Source organism: Streptomyces sp. NBC_01498, from assembly GCF_036327775.1.
Lineage (GTDB): Bacteria > Actinomycetota > Actinomycetes > Streptomycetales > Streptomycetaceae > Streptomyces.
On the sequence record NZ_CP109598.1, the window covers coordinates 7,062,073 to 7,076,071 of the forward strand.

Sequence of the window (13,999 nt, forward strand, 5' to 3'; positions counted from 1 at the left end):
GTCGCCGGTGGGCGGGAGCGTCGGGGGAATCCGGCGACGAGGTCCGGCGATTTCTCATGGGCCTCTCAGCAGCTTCATCGGACCATATGCCTAAGGTGAGTGGGTGACGCAGACGACTCCGCCGGGCTGGTATCCGGACCCAGGACATGACGGTGCAGGCCCGCTCCAGGAACGGTGGTGGGACGGGGCGGCCTGGACCGACCAGGTCCGCTCCGACTCGGCACCGGCGTGGGGCGCGCCGTCCGGGCCGGGCGCGCCCGGCATGCCGCCCTACCCGTCGGCGCCGCCGCCCCGGCCCGCCGGCGGACGCGGCCGGCGGATCGCCGCGGCGCTCACGGCCGCCGTGGTGGTGCTGGCCGTCGTCGGCGGCTTCCTCCTGCTCAACGGCAACACCGACGGCGACGACCGGACGGGCAAGGCCGGTCCGACCCCGTCCGCGACCCCCGGCGGGCCCGACCGGGACCGCCCGGCACCGGACGGCTCGAAGCCCCCCGGCGACCCGGGCGATCCCGGTTCGCCCGACGGCGAGGGCGGCCCCCGGCAGGAGATCCCGACCGAGGAGGGTTACGCCACCGACCTGGCCAGCGGGATCAGCATTCCGGTACCGGACGGCTGGTCGGGTCAGTCGGGCCCCGTCGGTGCCGGAGTGGTCACCGGCGAACACCGCTGCCCCGGCGCCCCGGACCAGACCTGCGTACGCGGCGGGGTGAACTCCGCCCCCGCCCTCGCCCTGGAGATCAAGGCCGACGAGGCGAAGGCGGCGGCCGAGGCCGACATCGAGAAGAACGCCGAGGAGTCCTACGGCGGCGAGAGCTACGGAGAGATCTCCTCGCACGAGGAGCTGAGGTCCGAGGCGGTCACCGTCGCCGGGAAGAAGGGCTATCTGGTCCGGTGGAAGGTCGTCACCGGCAAGGGCGACGACGGGTACGTGCAGTCGCTGGTCTTCCCGTCGCCCGCCCCCGAGGCCGACGGCCTCCTGATCGTCGTGCGCTCCGGCTTCGACATCAACGCCAAGGCGCCCGCGCTGTCGGTGATGGACGAGATCACCAAGGGCATCAAGGCCGCGAAGTTCGGCGGCGGAGCCGGCCAGAAGGTCTGACCCCGGGTCCGCGCGGCGGACCGAGAACACCGCGAACGGCCCACGGACGCCGGCGCCCGGTCACCCCGACCGGCCCCCGGCGTCCGTGGGCCGTTCCGCGCTCGCCGCGAACCGGACAACGACCGGCGACGGCCGACGGCTGACGACGGACGGCGGGCGCCCGCCGACGGACGGCGTAGGGACCGGGGCGGCCCGCCGGGCCGTACACTGCCCCCATGGGGTACACACGTAACGCGACGCAGGGCCGCCCGCCGGCCTCCTGCGCGCGGTGCCGCGCCCTGCACGGCCACGGCTAGCGACTCCGCCGCCGCATTCCGGCCCGGCGCCCGGAGGGAGTTCTCCCCGGGCGTCCTCCTCTCGTCCGCACCCTTCGTGCGAAGCCGCCTGTTGCCCCGGACCGGGCCGAGCGGCACCCCCCACCCCACCCCGCGACGCCCCCGCACGCTGTCGGCACCTTCACGGGTGACCCCGGACGGCCGACGCGCCGCACCTCCGAGAGGACCCCCTGTGAAGCTGAGCGCACTGCTCGTCGGGCACGACCACGAAGTCCTGCGGGGTGACCCGGACACCGAGATCACCGCCGGAACCTGCTTCGACGCCCACCGGGTGTCACCCGGATCGCTGTTCATCGCCGTCCCCGGCCACCGCGAAGGCGGGCCCGAAGCCGTCGGACCCGCGCTCGCGCGCGGCGCCGTCGCCGTACTGGTTGACGCCTCGACCGCCGAACCGCCGGTCGCCCTCCGGGCGTCCGACCCGGCCGTCTGTGTCGTACGGGTGCCGGACACCCGTATCGCCGCCGCCGTCGTCGCCTCCCGCTACCACGGCGACCCCGGCCTCGCCATGAACATGGTCGCCATCACCGGGACCAACGGCAAGACGTCCGTCTCGTACATGGTCGAGTCCCTGCTCCGGCTCGCCGAACAGGCCGTCGTCGGGGTCATCGGCACGGCCGGCAGCCGCATCGGCGACGAACTGATCCCCATGCCGCCCTCCGTACTGACCACCCCCGAGTCGCCCGACTTCCAGTACCTGCTCGGGGTGATGCGCGACCGCGACGTGAGCACCGTCGTCCTGGAGGCCACGTCCATGGGCCTGTTGACGCACCGCGTGGACCACGCGTACCTCGACATCGGTGTGTTCACCAACCTCACGCAGGACCACCTCGACGACCACGGCACCATGGCGAAGTACCGCGACGCCAAACTCCGGCTGTTCCAGGGGCTCTGCCGGCGGGCCGTCGTCAACGCCGACGACCCGGTGGGCGCCGGGATCGTCGCGCTCATGCCCGGCGCGGTGACCACGTACGCGCTGGACACCGACGCCGACTACCGGGCGACCGACCTCACGATGGACGCCTTCGGCACGCGCTTCACCCTGCACCACGAGGGCCGCAAGTACCCGGCGGCGATCCCCGTCCCCGGCCGGTACTCCGTCGCCAACGCGCTCGCCACCGTCGCCGCCTGCCATCTCCTCGGGCACGACCTGGGCGGGCTGGTCGCGGCACTGGACCGGATGCCGCCGGTGCCGGGGCGCTTCGAGCGCTTCGAGACCCCACGCGGCGCGTCGGCCATCGTGGACTACGCGCACTCCCCGGACTCCCTCGACAAGGTCCTCAGCACCATCCGCGACTTCGCCACCGGCCAGGTCGTCACGGTGTTCGGCTGCGGCGGCGACCGCGACGCCACCAAGCGCGCCGAGATGGGCCGGATCGCCGGAACCCACTCCGACCTGTGCGTACTCACCTCCGACAACCCCCGCCACGAGGACCCCGAGGCGATCCTCGACCAGATCGCTCCCGGCCTCGTCGCCACCGGCACCCCCTTCGAGCGCCACGCGGACCGGCGCGAGGCCATCGCGTTCGCCCTGTCGACGGCCGGCAAGGGCGACATCGTCCTGATCGCCGGGAAGGGCAGCGAGCCGTACCAGACCGTCGGCGACACGCTGATCCCGTTCAGCGACATGGCGACCGTACGTGAACTGGCCGCCGAGCAGGGCTGATCGCTCCGCAGGGCTGAATCACCGGGCACGGGGGCCTGGACGCACGCGTATGCGGGTGAGCTTCCGGGCCATGTCCTCCGGGCGCGCCGCGTACTTGACTGACGGCATGACACAGACCACGCACCACACACGGGCGACGGAGCCGGGGCTGACCCTGGTCACCGGGGGTACGGGCAAGACCGGGCGGCGCGTGGCACGGTCGCTCGGCGAGCGCGGGGTACCGGTGCGCGTCGGCTCGCGCAGCGGCGAGATCCCCTTCGTCTGGGAGGACCCCGGCACCTGGGACGCGGCCCTGGACGGGGTCGGCGCCATCTACCTCTGCTACTTCCCGGACCTCGCCTTCCCCGGAGCCGCCGAGACCGTCGGGGCCTTCGCGGACCGCGCCGTCGCCGGGGGCGCGCGCCGCGTGGTGCTGCTCTCCGGGCGGGGCGAGGAGGGCGCCCGGACCGCCGAGGACAGGGTCCGGGCAAGCGGCGCGGACCTGACCGTCGTCCGGGCCAGCTGGTTCAGCCAGAACTTCGACGAGGGCCTCTTCCTGGACCCGGTGCTCGGGGGCGAACTGGCCCTGCCGACCGGTGACGCCGTCGAACCCTTCGTCGACGTGGACGACGTCGCGGACGTCGCCGTCGCCGCGCTCACCGACGACCGTCACATCGGCCGCACCTACGAGCTGTCCGGCCCCCGGCTGCTCGGATTCGCCGAGATCGCCGCCGAGTTGACCGAGGCCACCGGGCGGGAGATCGCCTACACACCGGTCAGCCTGGACACCTACCGGCACTTCCTGTCCGAGATGGGCGCGCAGGAGGACTTCGCCGACCTCTTCGAACTGATCAACGACGGGCGCAACGCGCATCTGGTGCACGGCGTCGAGGAGGCCCTGGGCCGGGGACCCCGGGACTTCACCGATTTCGCGACCCGGGCCGCACGCGCGGGAGTCTGGGACCCGGCCCCCGGAATGTAGCCCGATGCCCCTGGCATGTGGCCGAATGTCCGCGCGCGGCGCCCGCCGTACGGCACGCTGAGGGCATGGAAGCGAGCGCAGATGACGCATTCGACGACGTGGCGGCCCAGCGGCTGCTGGAGGTCGGGAGGCGTGAGGAGGAGCTTCGCGAGGAGTTCCGGCTGGACGGCCACGAGTACGACCGGATGTCCGTCTCCTACTACACGGCCTACGCCGCCATGATCCACGAGGACCGGGGCTGGCGGCAGTTGTTCCCTGCCGTGCCCTCCGAGGAGGAGGCACGGCTCGACCTCGGCGCCATCCTGCGCGTCCGGGGCACGGAGAGACCGGAGTTCACCTCACGGTTCGAGAGGGCGGCCGACGCCGTGGAACGGGGGGACGACCAAGTGATCATCTCGGAGGACGTGTTCCGGGTGGTACGGGTCGAACAAACCGTCATCATGACGAGCCACGGCCCGCAGCCGCCCCGGGCCGGCGACCTGGAGTTCGCCGAGGAACTGGACGAGCGGCCGGGCGCCGGTGGGTGACCTCCACCGGCCCCGCCGCCGGTGAGTGACCGGTACTCCGTCGACCGCCCCCGCGCACGGCGAACCGGCCGTGCGCGGGGGCGTACCCGTTCCGCCCGCCGGACCGGTGGCGCTTCCTCACGCGCGCGGCACGGGTATCGGTCCCGACGACGAGGCCGACGCCGGGACCGGGTGTCCTCGCGCGGGCAGCGCGGGCAGCGCGGGCAGCGGGGGCAGCGGGGGCAGCGCGGGCAGCAACCCCCGCACGTCCAGCCGCAGTTCGCGGCGCGGGTCCGCACGCACGCAGCTACGGACGGGTCGGCGCGGTGCCGGAATCCGCTGAACACGCCGGGGGAGAGGTCCGTATCCCTCTGTGCACGTCCGACCGAGTCATGCCGAGGAGACCGCCCCATGAACGAGTTCAGCAATCTGCAAGCCCTTCCGGACGGTGAGGCCGAGCTGCGTGTCGTCGTCCGTCTCTCGTGGGAGGACGTCGCCGCGCTCGGCCAGGAGGCCGGCCGGCTGGCGAAGCAGATGCAGCGCCCGGTCGGTCTCGACGAGGCGGTGGCCCACCGGCTGCGCACCCGCGCCGTGACGCCCGCGAAGCCCACGCAGGAGCCCGCGCGGGCCGCGGCCGTGGCACCGGCGCCGGTCTCCTCGCTCGCCGGCCGCACCCCGGGCGAACACGCCCGCCAGGCGATAGAGAAGATCAACGGCACAGAGTCCGCCTGAGATCGGTGAGGGCGGCGGGCCCCGGTAGCTGGGTCCGCCGCCCTCACCGCGCCACGAGGTCCGTCCCCCGGGGACACCCGCCGCGCCACCTGTGAGACGTTACGCACGACCAGGGACGGGCAGACTGTGCCGTACGACCCGGGTCCGGGGTGCCGCCGCGTACCCCCCTCCCGGTACGAAGCCCGACCGAGGGAGCGTTCACCGGTGCCTGGCCAGCTGTTCCCGCTCGTGTTCGCCGTCGTCGGCGCCCTGGTGTTCGGCATCGGCGCCGTCGGCCTCTGGCGCTCCCTCGCCCTCGTGCGCGAGGGGGTCCGGGCGTCGGGCACCGTCGTGCGGCTGGAGACGTCGTACAACCACCAGGGCGGCAGCACGCACCGGCCGGTGGTCGGCTGGGTCACCGAGGACGGCCGCCACATGGAGGTGGAGTCCCCGTACGGCCGGTCCTGGGTGGGCGGCTTTCGCCCCGGCACCCCCGTGCGGCTCCGCTACGACCCGCTGCGCCCCGAACGGATGCGGATCGACGGTTACGGCCACGGCGTCCAGGTGGTGTTCGTCCTCGTGGGCCTCGGGTTCCTGGTGGGCGGCCTCTCCACGGCGCTGCGACTGACGGGCTGACGGGCTGACGGAGACCGGCGGCCGGAGGCCCGAGAGGTGCCGCGAGGGGTGGCGCCGCCGGTGTCGGCGGTGCCACCCCTCGGGTCAATTCCGGGGCCGGTTCAGCAGCTGAGGTTGCCGCCCGGTTCCACGCCGAGAATTCCGGCGAACTGCGTGTACTTGTCGATACGGCTCTGCACCTGGGCGGGGTTTCCGCCATTGCATTCGATGCTGCCGTTGATGGAACGGATCGTCTCACCGAATCCGGCGCCGTTCACCATCGCGTTGTGCGGGGTCATGGTGCCCGGACCGCTCTGGGTGTTCCAGTACCAGAGGCCGGTCTTCCACGCGACGGCGGAATCGTTCTGCACGAGGTCGGGGTTGTTGAGCAGATCGATGCCCAACGCGTCACCGGCGGCCTTGTAGTTGAAGTTCCAGCTCAGCTGAATGGGACCGCGGCCGTAGTACTTGTCGGTGCCGGCCGGGCAGCCGTAAGGCTGCGAAGCGTCGCAGTAGTGCGGATAGTTGGCGGTGTTCTGCTCCACCACATGGACGAGCCCGCCGGTCTCGTGACTGACGTTCGCCAGGAAAGCGGCGGCCTCCTGCTTGCGTACGGTGTCACTGCCCGTCCCGGTGAATCCCGGGTACGCGCTCAGCGCGGCGTTCAGCCCGCCGTAGGTGTAGAACGCGTTCCTGCCCGGGAACATCTGGTTGAACTGCGATTCGCTGACGATGAAATCGGCCGCGCCCTGTTCGGCGGCGGACGAGAGAGGGGCCAGCGACGTCAGGGAGAGAGCGGCGGCCGACGCGGTCGCGGCGAACAGGCCGATAAGGCGCTTGCGCAAGGGATTCACTCCTTGGACGGGCCTCGGAACATGCCGCGGCCCGCAATGTGGGGGCGTGGGGGGAAGCCGCCGGTGAGCCCCTTTCAGCAGATCAGGGGCTCACCGGCGTACGGGACGGACCCGCTCCGGCGCAGGAGGAGCACCGGTCGAACGCGTTCGGCGGTCAGGGCTTCTCCGGCGGAGGGATCGTGGTTACCGGCCCCGCGGGAGAATTCGTCAGCCGCCGATGTTCACGTCGATGCACGTGTAGAACGCGTTCACGGTGTCCGCGATGTTCCAGACCGCGAGAACCTTCTGGTTGCCCGATATACCGCCGAAGTTGACGTTGTGGGTGACCGTCGCTCCGGGCTGCGCGCCGCCGTCGTTGAATTCCGCGACCTTCTGGCCGCCGACGAAGTACTGCCAGGTGCTGGTGGCGTGCCGCGCGGTGATCTTCCAGTTGAAGTTCTGGCTGGAGCCGATCGGTGTCACCGCCCAGCCCTTGCCGTCGTCGTCCAGCTCGGAGAAGCGGCCGTTCCCGCCGCTGCAACTGGTCAGACCCTTGGGGCCCTCGACGCTCTGGGGCTCGTACTTGATGTCACCGCAGGCGACGGTTCCGGCGGCGCACTGGGCCTGACGGCTCGGCGGGTCGGAAATGTATCCGTGGGCGCTCGCGGAACCGGCGGGAAGGCTTATCGCGACGATCGGCGCGATCACCGCACCGAGGGCGACGGCCATCTTCCTCTTCGAATGCATGTGTTACTCCTTCACATCAGGTCTTCCCGCGCTGTCCGGTCCGTGGGGGGACCTGGATACGGCACGGGCGGGCCTCTCAGGTGTGGGGCCAAGAGGCGCGAAGGGCAATGGCACGGGCCTTCTCCGAAAGCACGCGGGGAGCGTTCATTCGGCAAAGGTCTTTACCACTTGGCCTAGACCATACAGGCCGCCGCGTTCACGTCAAGGGGCCTGGAAGAACGATCAGTTGACCCCGCCGTACCCCATGGGCACGGCCCTTCGTACACGGCGGGAGCCCCCTCCGTACGCCACGGGCCGGCTCCCCCGTACGCCGTCGGCCCACCCGGCCCCACCGGATTCCACCCGGACCGGCCGGCCCGGCCGGTCGAGGGAGTGCCGCACGCGACCGTCCCCCGCTCGTGGCCGGTCACCGGCCACGAGCGGGGGACGGGGTGCGGGACGGGGACGCTCAGGCGTCCTCGGCGATGCCCGCCGTCGGCGCCGAGGGGCGCTCCGGGCGGCGCATCGCCTGTCGCAGCGTCCTCTGGAGCGCCATCTGACGGATCATCAGCGCCGTGCCGGCGAGCGCCAGGGCGACCGCCGCACAGCCGACGGCCAGCAGGCTCGCCCCGCCGACCCCCGCCCCCAGACTGCCGCGGAGCAGATCGGCGCCGCCCAGCGCCGACAGTGTGTGCGCGGCGATGATCCCGGCGGACGCCGTGGCGCACACCACCCAGATCCGCGCGCTGTCGGCCACCGCCACCCAGACACCGGCCGCCAGACAGAGCACGGTGACGGCGAGGGCGGCGGCGGCCGCGTACCCGCCGGAGCGCGGCGCGGCGAAGCCCGTCGGCAGATGGATCACGGCGCAGGCGAGCAGCGCGGCGGCGGCCGGCCAGCGCAGCGGCGAACGCAGCGGGGCGTGCGGGGAGGACGCCGTACGGTTCCTGGACCCGCCGCCCGTCCGGCGGCCCGGGGCCGGGTCGAGCCGGGGGACCTCGGACCGGGGACCGGCCGGGGCGCTCGTCCACGGCGCGACACGCTCGGGCTCGGGTTCGGGGCTGCTCTCGCGCACGGTGTCGCGTACGGCGCGCTCCGCGTCCCGTGCCGCGGGCTCCGCCTCGGTGACGCCGTCACGGGAGGCGTCGTCGCCGTATTCGCTCCCGCTGTCGCCGTTCTCCGTGGGACGCGCGAACACGTCACGGGAGTCGCGGGGTTCGTCCGGTCGCCCGGACCGCGACGGCTTTCCGCGCCCGGCGCTCCGGTGGCCGGTCGCGAAGGGGTGCGCGTCCTCGTGGGTGCCGAGGTACGACACCAGTTGCGCCACCTCCTCGATCGGCCGGCCGACGGCCACGGCGCGCAGTGTCGTGTCGGCCTCGTCGATCTCGTGCGGCGGTTCGTTCAGCAGGGCGACGAGCTGCATGACCTCGTCCATGGGGCGGGTCACGGCGGCGACCCGCAGGGCCTCGTCACCGGGGTTGGGCACCTCGCCGGTCCGCTTCAGCAGCATCACCAGCGCGGCCACCTCCTCCACCGGCCGGTAGGTGGCGGCCGTCCAGAGCAGCGTGCGTATGGGCTCCTCGCCGGACTCGGTGATCGGGTCCAGCGACCCGGCGTGCCGGGCGGCCTCCGGGCGGGGCGGTGCGTCGAAGGGGTGATCGTCGTCGGTGGGTGCGGTGGGGTCGAGCGGCATGGCGCGGCTCCCTGGTGTCGGACGTCACGGGCGGGCGCGCACCGTGTTCGGTGACGGTGCGTGAACAGTGCGCACGCGTTGTTCCCACCAACCCACACCTGCCGGGCCCGCGCCATCCGGGGCGTGGTTCGTGTGCGGCATACGAGGGGCCGTTCGTCGCGCCACCGGCACGGGCCGCCCCGGACGGTGACCTTTCCGCCCGCCGTACGTCCTCCGGACGTCCGATGTCGTCCCGACCCTTGACATCCCCGGTACCAAACCGCTTCAGTGCTGCCATTGCACGAGAGCTGAACCGGTTTAGACGATCGATGTCGCACCCACGGCATTGGCGCCCCACGGCGACCGGTCCACCCCGGCGCCGGTCCACCACGGCACCCACGCACCACCGCGCCGAGGCGCGACCGCACCGCCCCCGACCGCACCGACGTACGTACGACACAGAGGGAGACACCCCATGGACCGGCGTCCGACCATCGCCGACGTGGCCCGACGGGCCGGCGTGTCGCGCAGTTCCGTCTCCTTCGCGCTCAACGACCGGCCCGGACTCGCCGAGGAGACCCGGCGCCGCATCCTGGTCGCGGCCGAGGAACTGGGATGGCGCCCCAGCCGCCCCGCCCAGGCGCTGTCGCGCGGACGGGCCGGGGCCATCGGCCTCGTCCTGGCCCGGGACACCGACGCGATCGGCGCCGACCCCTTCTTCCCGGCCTTCATCGCGGGCATCGAGTCCGTGCTCGCCCGGCGCGGCGACGCGCTCGTCCTGCACGTCACCGGCCCCGCCGACGAGGACGCCACCTACCGCCGCCTCGCCGCCGACCGCCGGGTCGACGGCGTCCTCCTCACCGACCTGCGCGTGGACGACCCCCGCCCCGCGCTGACCCGCCAACTCGGCCTGCCCGCCGTCGTGGTGGGCGACCCCGGCGGGGCGGGCGGACTGTGCTCCGTCGGGCTGGACGACCGGCCCGCCTTCGCCGCCGCCGTCCGTGAACTGGCCGCCCTGGGCCACCGCCGCATCGCCCATGTCGCGGGCCCGCAGGAGTTCCGCCACGCGCGCCGCCGCCGCGAGTCGTGGCAGCTGGCCATGCGGGAGGCGGCACTGCCCGAAGGCCCGGTCGTACCGGGCGGGTTCACCGCCGAGGGCGGCGCGACCGCCACCCGGGAACTGCTCGCGCTCGCCCCCGGCCGCCGCCCCACCGCCGTCGTCTACGCCAACGACCTGTCCGCGACCGCCGGCCTCGCCGTCGCCCAGCGGCTCGGCCTCACCGTGCCCGGCGACCTGTCGGTCGTCGGCTACGACGACACGCCGCTCGCCGAGTACACCCACCCGCCGCTCGCCTCCGCGCGCGCCGACGCCCTCGGCTGGGGCGCCGCCGCCGTCCGGGCGCTGGACGAGGTCATCGCCGAGGGGCGGTCCGACGATGTGGCCCTGCCCCCGGCGGAGTTGGTGCGGCGCGGCTCCATGGGCCCCGCGCCGGGACACGCCGCCACCGGCACACCGGGGCACGCCACCACCGAGACAACCGTACGGAGCGAGTAGCCATGCCGAGCACCCCACGGACCCCGACGTCACGGACCCCGACGTCACGGACCCCGACCCCACGGACGCCGGCCCCGCCCGCACCGGGGACACGCCGTACGGCACCCGCCCCGCGTACACCGCGTTCGAGAGCCGTCGCCGTCCTCCTCGCGCTCGCCCTCACCGGGACCGCCGCCGCCTGCTCCCGCTCCGGCCCCGACAGCGTCACCGCCGCCGGCGCGCGCGGACCCGTCACCGTGTGGCTGTCCAACAACGAACAGGAGGTGGCCTGGGGCGAGAAGATGATCGCGAGCTGGAACAGGGCCCACCCCGACCAGCACGTCAGCGCCCAGCAGATACCCGCCGGCAAGACGTCCGAGGAGGCCCTGAGCGCGTCGATCGTCGCGGGCAACAGCGCCTGTCTGGTCTTCAACACCTCGCCCGCCTCCGTACCGCAGTTCCAGAAGCAGGCCGGACTCGTCCCGCTGGACGACTTCCCCGGCGGCGAGAGCTACATCGAGACCCGCACCGGCCCCCGCGCCGCGCAGTACCGCTCCGAGGACGGCTCCTACTACCAGCTGCCGTGGAAGAGCAACCCGGTGATGATCCTCTACAACAAGGACATCTTCCGTAAGGCCGGACTCGACCCGGAGAACCCTCGGCTCGCCACGTACGACGAGTTCCTCGACAGTGCCCGGACGATTCGGGACAGCGGCGCCGCCGACGCGGCGATCTGGCCCGCGCCGACCTCCGAGTTCTTCCAGTCCTGGTTCGACTTCTACCCGGCCTTCATCGCCGAGAGCGGCGGAAAGCCCCTGGTCGAGAACGGCGAGCCGCAGTTCGACAGCCCCGCCGGGCTCCGCGTGTTCGACTTCTGGCGGACCATCTACCAGGAGAAACTCGCCCCCAACGAGACCTTCCCCGGCGACGCCCTCGGCGGCGGCAGGACCGCCATGTCGACCGTCGGACCCTGGGCCGTCGCCACGTACAAGGACAGCATCGACTGGGGGGTGGTCCCCGTGCCCACCTCCGACGGGCGCCCCGCCTCCGAGATATCGACCTTCAGCGACCAGAAGTCCGTGGCCATGTTCAGCGCGTGCGAGAACCGCGCCACCGCCTGGGACCTGCTGAAGTTCGCGACCTCCCGGGAACAGGACGGCGCGTTCCTCGCCGCCACCGGCCAGATGCCGATGCGCCCCGACCTGCCGCGTACGTACGCCGACTGGTTCGCCGAGAACCCCGACTACAAGGCGTTCGCCGACCAGGCCGACCGGACCGTGGAGGTCCCCGCCGTCGCCGGCTCCATCGACATCTGGCAGGCGCTCCGGGACGGCTGGACGCGCTCGGTCGTCTTCGGCCGCGAACCCACCGGCGAGGCGGTGCCCCGGCTCTCGCGGGACATCACCTCCCTCCTCGACGAGTACTGAGGACTGAGGCCCGTATGAGCACCACCGGCATCCCCGCCCCGACGACCGCGCCCCGGCAGCCGCGCCGGCCACGCCTCCGGCTGCCCGGCATCGGCGCGCTCTTCGTCTCGCCGTACGTCCTGTTCGTCACCGCCGTCTTCGCCGTCCCCCTCGGCTACACGATCTGGATCTCCTTCCACCGCTTCTACTTCACCGCGCCCGGCACCGACATCGACACCCCGTGGGTCGGACTGAGCAACTACCAGGACGTCCTCACCGACCCGGTCGTCCGCCGGTCCTTCCTCAACATCGCGATCTTCCTCGTGATCAACGTGCCGCTGACGGTCGTGCTCGCGCTGGTCCTGGCGAGCGCGCTCAACGCCAGGCTGCCCTTCCGGTCCTTCTTCCGGGCCGCCTACTACCTGCCGTACGTCACCGCCAGCGTCGCGCTCGTCGCCGTCTGGCAGTACCTCTTCGGCGCCGAGGGACTCCTCAACACCCTGCTCGGCGACCTCGCCCCCGACCCCTCCTGGCTCGTCAACTCCAGCCTCGCGATGCCGGTGATCGCCGTCTTCGTCACCTGGAAACAGCTCGGCTTCTTCGTGATGCTCTACCTCGCCGCGCTCCAGAGCGTGCCGAGGGAGCTGTACGAGTCCGCCGCCATCGACGGGGCGGGCCGCGTCCGTTCCTTCCTCTCCGTGACCGTGCCCGGCGTTCGCCACGCCACCACCCTCGTCACGGTGTTCGCCGTCATCACCGGCGCCAACCTCTTCAGCGAGCCCTACCTCCTCACCGGCGGCGGCGGACCCGACCACGCCTCGTCGTCGCCCGTGCTCGTCATGTACCAGAAGGGCATCGAGCAGGCGCACCCCGACTTCGCGGCGGCGCTCGGCGTCGTACTCGTCGTCTTCGTGGTCGTACTCGCCCTGGTCGCCCGCAAGTTCACCGAGAAGGGAGCCGAGTGACGAGCGCCGGCACGGTCACCCCCGCCACCGCCCCCGCCCCGCCCCCGGCAGCCGCCCGGCCCCGCCGGAGCACCGCGCGCCGCCTGATGACCGGCGGTGGCCGGCCCCTGCGGCTGGCCGTCCTCACCGTCGGCGCGGTCGCCTTCCTCTTCCCCTTCTACTACATGGTGATCGGCTCCCTCGGGAAGGTCACCACCGGTGACCTCGACGGTGCCGTCCCCCGCCCCGGCAACACCACCACCGGCAACTACGAGAGCATCAACGGGGCCATCTCGCTGGGCCGTTCACTCGTCAACTCCGGCATCTTCACCATGGGTGTGCTGCTGTGCACCATGGTCTTCGGCGTCCTCGCCGGCTACGCCCTCGCCCGGCTCCGCTTCCGGGGGCGCGGCACGCTCTTCGCCGTCCTGCTCCTTGTGCAGACCGTGCCCTTCCAACTGCTGATGCTGCCCCTGTACGTCCTGGTCGTACGCGACTACGGGCTCGGCGACAGCTACCTCGGGATGATCCTGCCGTTCGCCATCAACTCCACGGCCGTCTTCCTCTTCCGCCAGTTCTTCCTCCAGGTGCCCGCCGCGTTCTTCGAGGCCGCCCGCATCGACGGGGCGGGCGAACTGCGCATCCTGTGGCAGGTCGCGATCCCGATGGTCAGGCCCGCGCTGCTCAGCGGCGCCCTGCTGACCTTCATCGGACCGTGGAACGAGTTCCTCTGGCCGTTCCTGGTGACCAAGGACGCGGACGCGCAGCCGCTCGCCGTGTCCCTCGCCGGATTCATGAGCAACCTCCAGGGCACCGTCGCCAACCCGACCGGCGCCCTCATGGCGGGCGCCTGCGTTCTCGCCGTACCCGCCGTGGTGCTCTTCCTGCTCTTCCAGCGCCACTTCACCCAGACCGACATCGACTCCGGAACCAAGGGCTGACCACCGTGCACCAGAGCGACACCTCCCCCCACACCCCCGCCACCACGATCCCC

At 72.5% G+C, this 13,999-nt stretch carries 14 protein-coding genes; 10 read left to right on the top strand and 4 right to left on the bottom strand.

All coding sequences use genetic code 11. From position 1 onward, the window contains the following. Positions 1–103: 103 nt before the first annotated feature. From OG875_RS30015 to OG875_RS30030, 4 genes are all read left to right on the top strand, one after another. A complete protein-coding gene (locus tag OG875_RS30015) occupies positions 104–1,099 on the top strand; it encodes a DUF2510 domain-containing protein (RefSeq protein WP_330177375.1) in 996 nt (331 codons plus the stop codon). 507 nt (positions 1,100–1,606) lie between these two features. Next, a complete protein-coding gene (locus OG875_RS30020) occupies positions 1,607–3,097 on the top strand; it encodes a UDP-N-acetylmuramoyl-L-alanyl-D-glutamate--2,6-diaminopimelate ligase (RefSeq protein WP_330177376.1) in 1,491 nt (496 codons plus the stop codon). 106 nt (positions 3,098–3,203) lie between these two features. Beyond that, entirely contained in the window at positions 3,204–4,058 is an 855-nt protein-coding gene (locus OG875_RS30025; RefSeq protein WP_330177377.1) for an NmrA family NAD(P)-binding protein, read from the top strand. Between the two features lie 65 nt (positions 4,059–4,123). After that, entirely contained in the window at positions 4,124–4,585 is a 462-nt protein-coding gene (locus tag OG875_RS30030; RefSeq protein ID WP_330177378.1) for a DUF5954 family protein, read from the top strand. A gap of 117 nt (positions 4,586–4,702) precedes the next feature. On the opposite strand, the gene OG875_RS30035 is transcribed toward OG875_RS30030, so the two are convergent. Beyond that, positions 4,703–4,867 (bottom strand): hypothetical protein, encoded by a 165-nt coding sequence (locus OG875_RS30035; protein ID WP_330177379.1) that lies wholly within the window; start codon positions 4,865–4,867, stop codon positions 4,703–4,705. Positions 4,868–4,975: 108 nt separating this feature from the next. On the opposite strand from OG875_RS30035, the gene OG875_RS30040 reads away from it, so the two are divergent. Beyond that, positions 4,976–5,296, top strand: a complete 321-nt coding sequence (locus OG875_RS30040) for a hypothetical protein (protein WP_330177380.1) — start codon at positions 4,976–4,978, stop codon at positions 5,294–5,296. A gap of 204 nt (positions 5,297–5,500) precedes the next feature. Then, positions 5,501–5,911 (top strand): DUF3592 domain-containing protein, encoded by a 411-nt coding sequence (locus OG875_RS30045; RefSeq protein ID WP_330177381.1) that lies wholly within the window; start codon positions 5,501–5,503, stop codon positions 5,909–5,911. 101 nt (positions 5,912–6,012) lie between these two features. Here OG875_RS30045 and OG875_RS30050 read toward each other — a convergent pair whose 3' ends face one another. The 3 genes from OG875_RS30050 to OG875_RS30060 all read right to left on the bottom strand — a co-directional run bounded on the left by OG875_RS30050 (position 6,013) and on the right by OG875_RS30060 (position 9,142). Further along, the gene (locus OG875_RS30050) at positions 6,013–6,678 is read right to left on the bottom strand and encodes a chitinase (RefSeq protein ID WP_443079301.1); all 666 of its coding nucleotides are present in this window, start codon (positions 6,676–6,678) and stop codon (positions 6,013–6,015) included. A gap of 273 nt (positions 6,679–6,951) precedes the next feature. Next, positions 6,952–7,470 carry a lytic polysaccharide monooxygenase auxiliary activity family 9 protein gene (locus OG875_RS30055; protein ID WP_330177383.1) on the bottom strand — a complete coding sequence of 173 codons (519 nt, stop codon included), beginning with the start codon at positions 7,468–7,470 and terminating at the stop codon, positions 6,952–6,954. A 448-nt stretch (positions 7,471–7,918) separates the two neighbouring features. Then, positions 7,919–9,142 (bottom strand): hypothetical protein, encoded by a 1,224-nt coding sequence (locus OG875_RS30060; RefSeq protein ID WP_330177384.1) that lies wholly within the window; start codon positions 9,140–9,142, stop codon positions 7,919–7,921. Between the two features lie 454 nt (positions 9,143–9,596). Here OG875_RS30060 and OG875_RS30065 point away from each other — a divergent pair, with 454 nt between their 5' ends. The 4 genes from OG875_RS30065 (at position 9,597) to OG875_RS30080 (ending at position 13,946) form a co-directional block, all read left to right on the top strand. After that, the gene (locus OG875_RS30065) at positions 9,597–10,676 is read left to right on the top strand and encodes a LacI family DNA-binding transcriptional regulator (protein WP_330177385.1); all 1,080 of its coding nucleotides are present in this window, start codon (positions 9,597–9,599) and stop codon (positions 10,674–10,676) included. 2 nt (positions 10,677–10,678) lie between these two features. Next, on the top strand, positions 10,679–12,082 hold the full coding sequence (locus OG875_RS30070; protein ID WP_330177386.1) for an ABC transporter substrate-binding protein: 1,404 nt from the start codon (positions 10,679–10,681) through the stop codon (positions 12,080–12,082). 14 nt (positions 12,083–12,096) lie between these two features. Continuing rightward, on the top strand, positions 12,097–13,026 hold the full coding sequence (locus tag OG875_RS30075) for a carbohydrate ABC transporter permease (RefSeq protein ID WP_330177387.1): 930 nt from the start codon (positions 12,097–12,099) through the stop codon (positions 13,024–13,026). An 86-nt stretch (positions 13,027–13,112) separates the two neighbouring features. Beyond that, a complete protein-coding gene (locus OG875_RS30080) occupies positions 13,113–13,946 on the top strand; it encodes a carbohydrate ABC transporter permease (RefSeq protein WP_330177952.1) in 834 nt (277 codons plus the stop codon). Positions 13,947–13,999 lie beyond the last annotated feature (53 nt).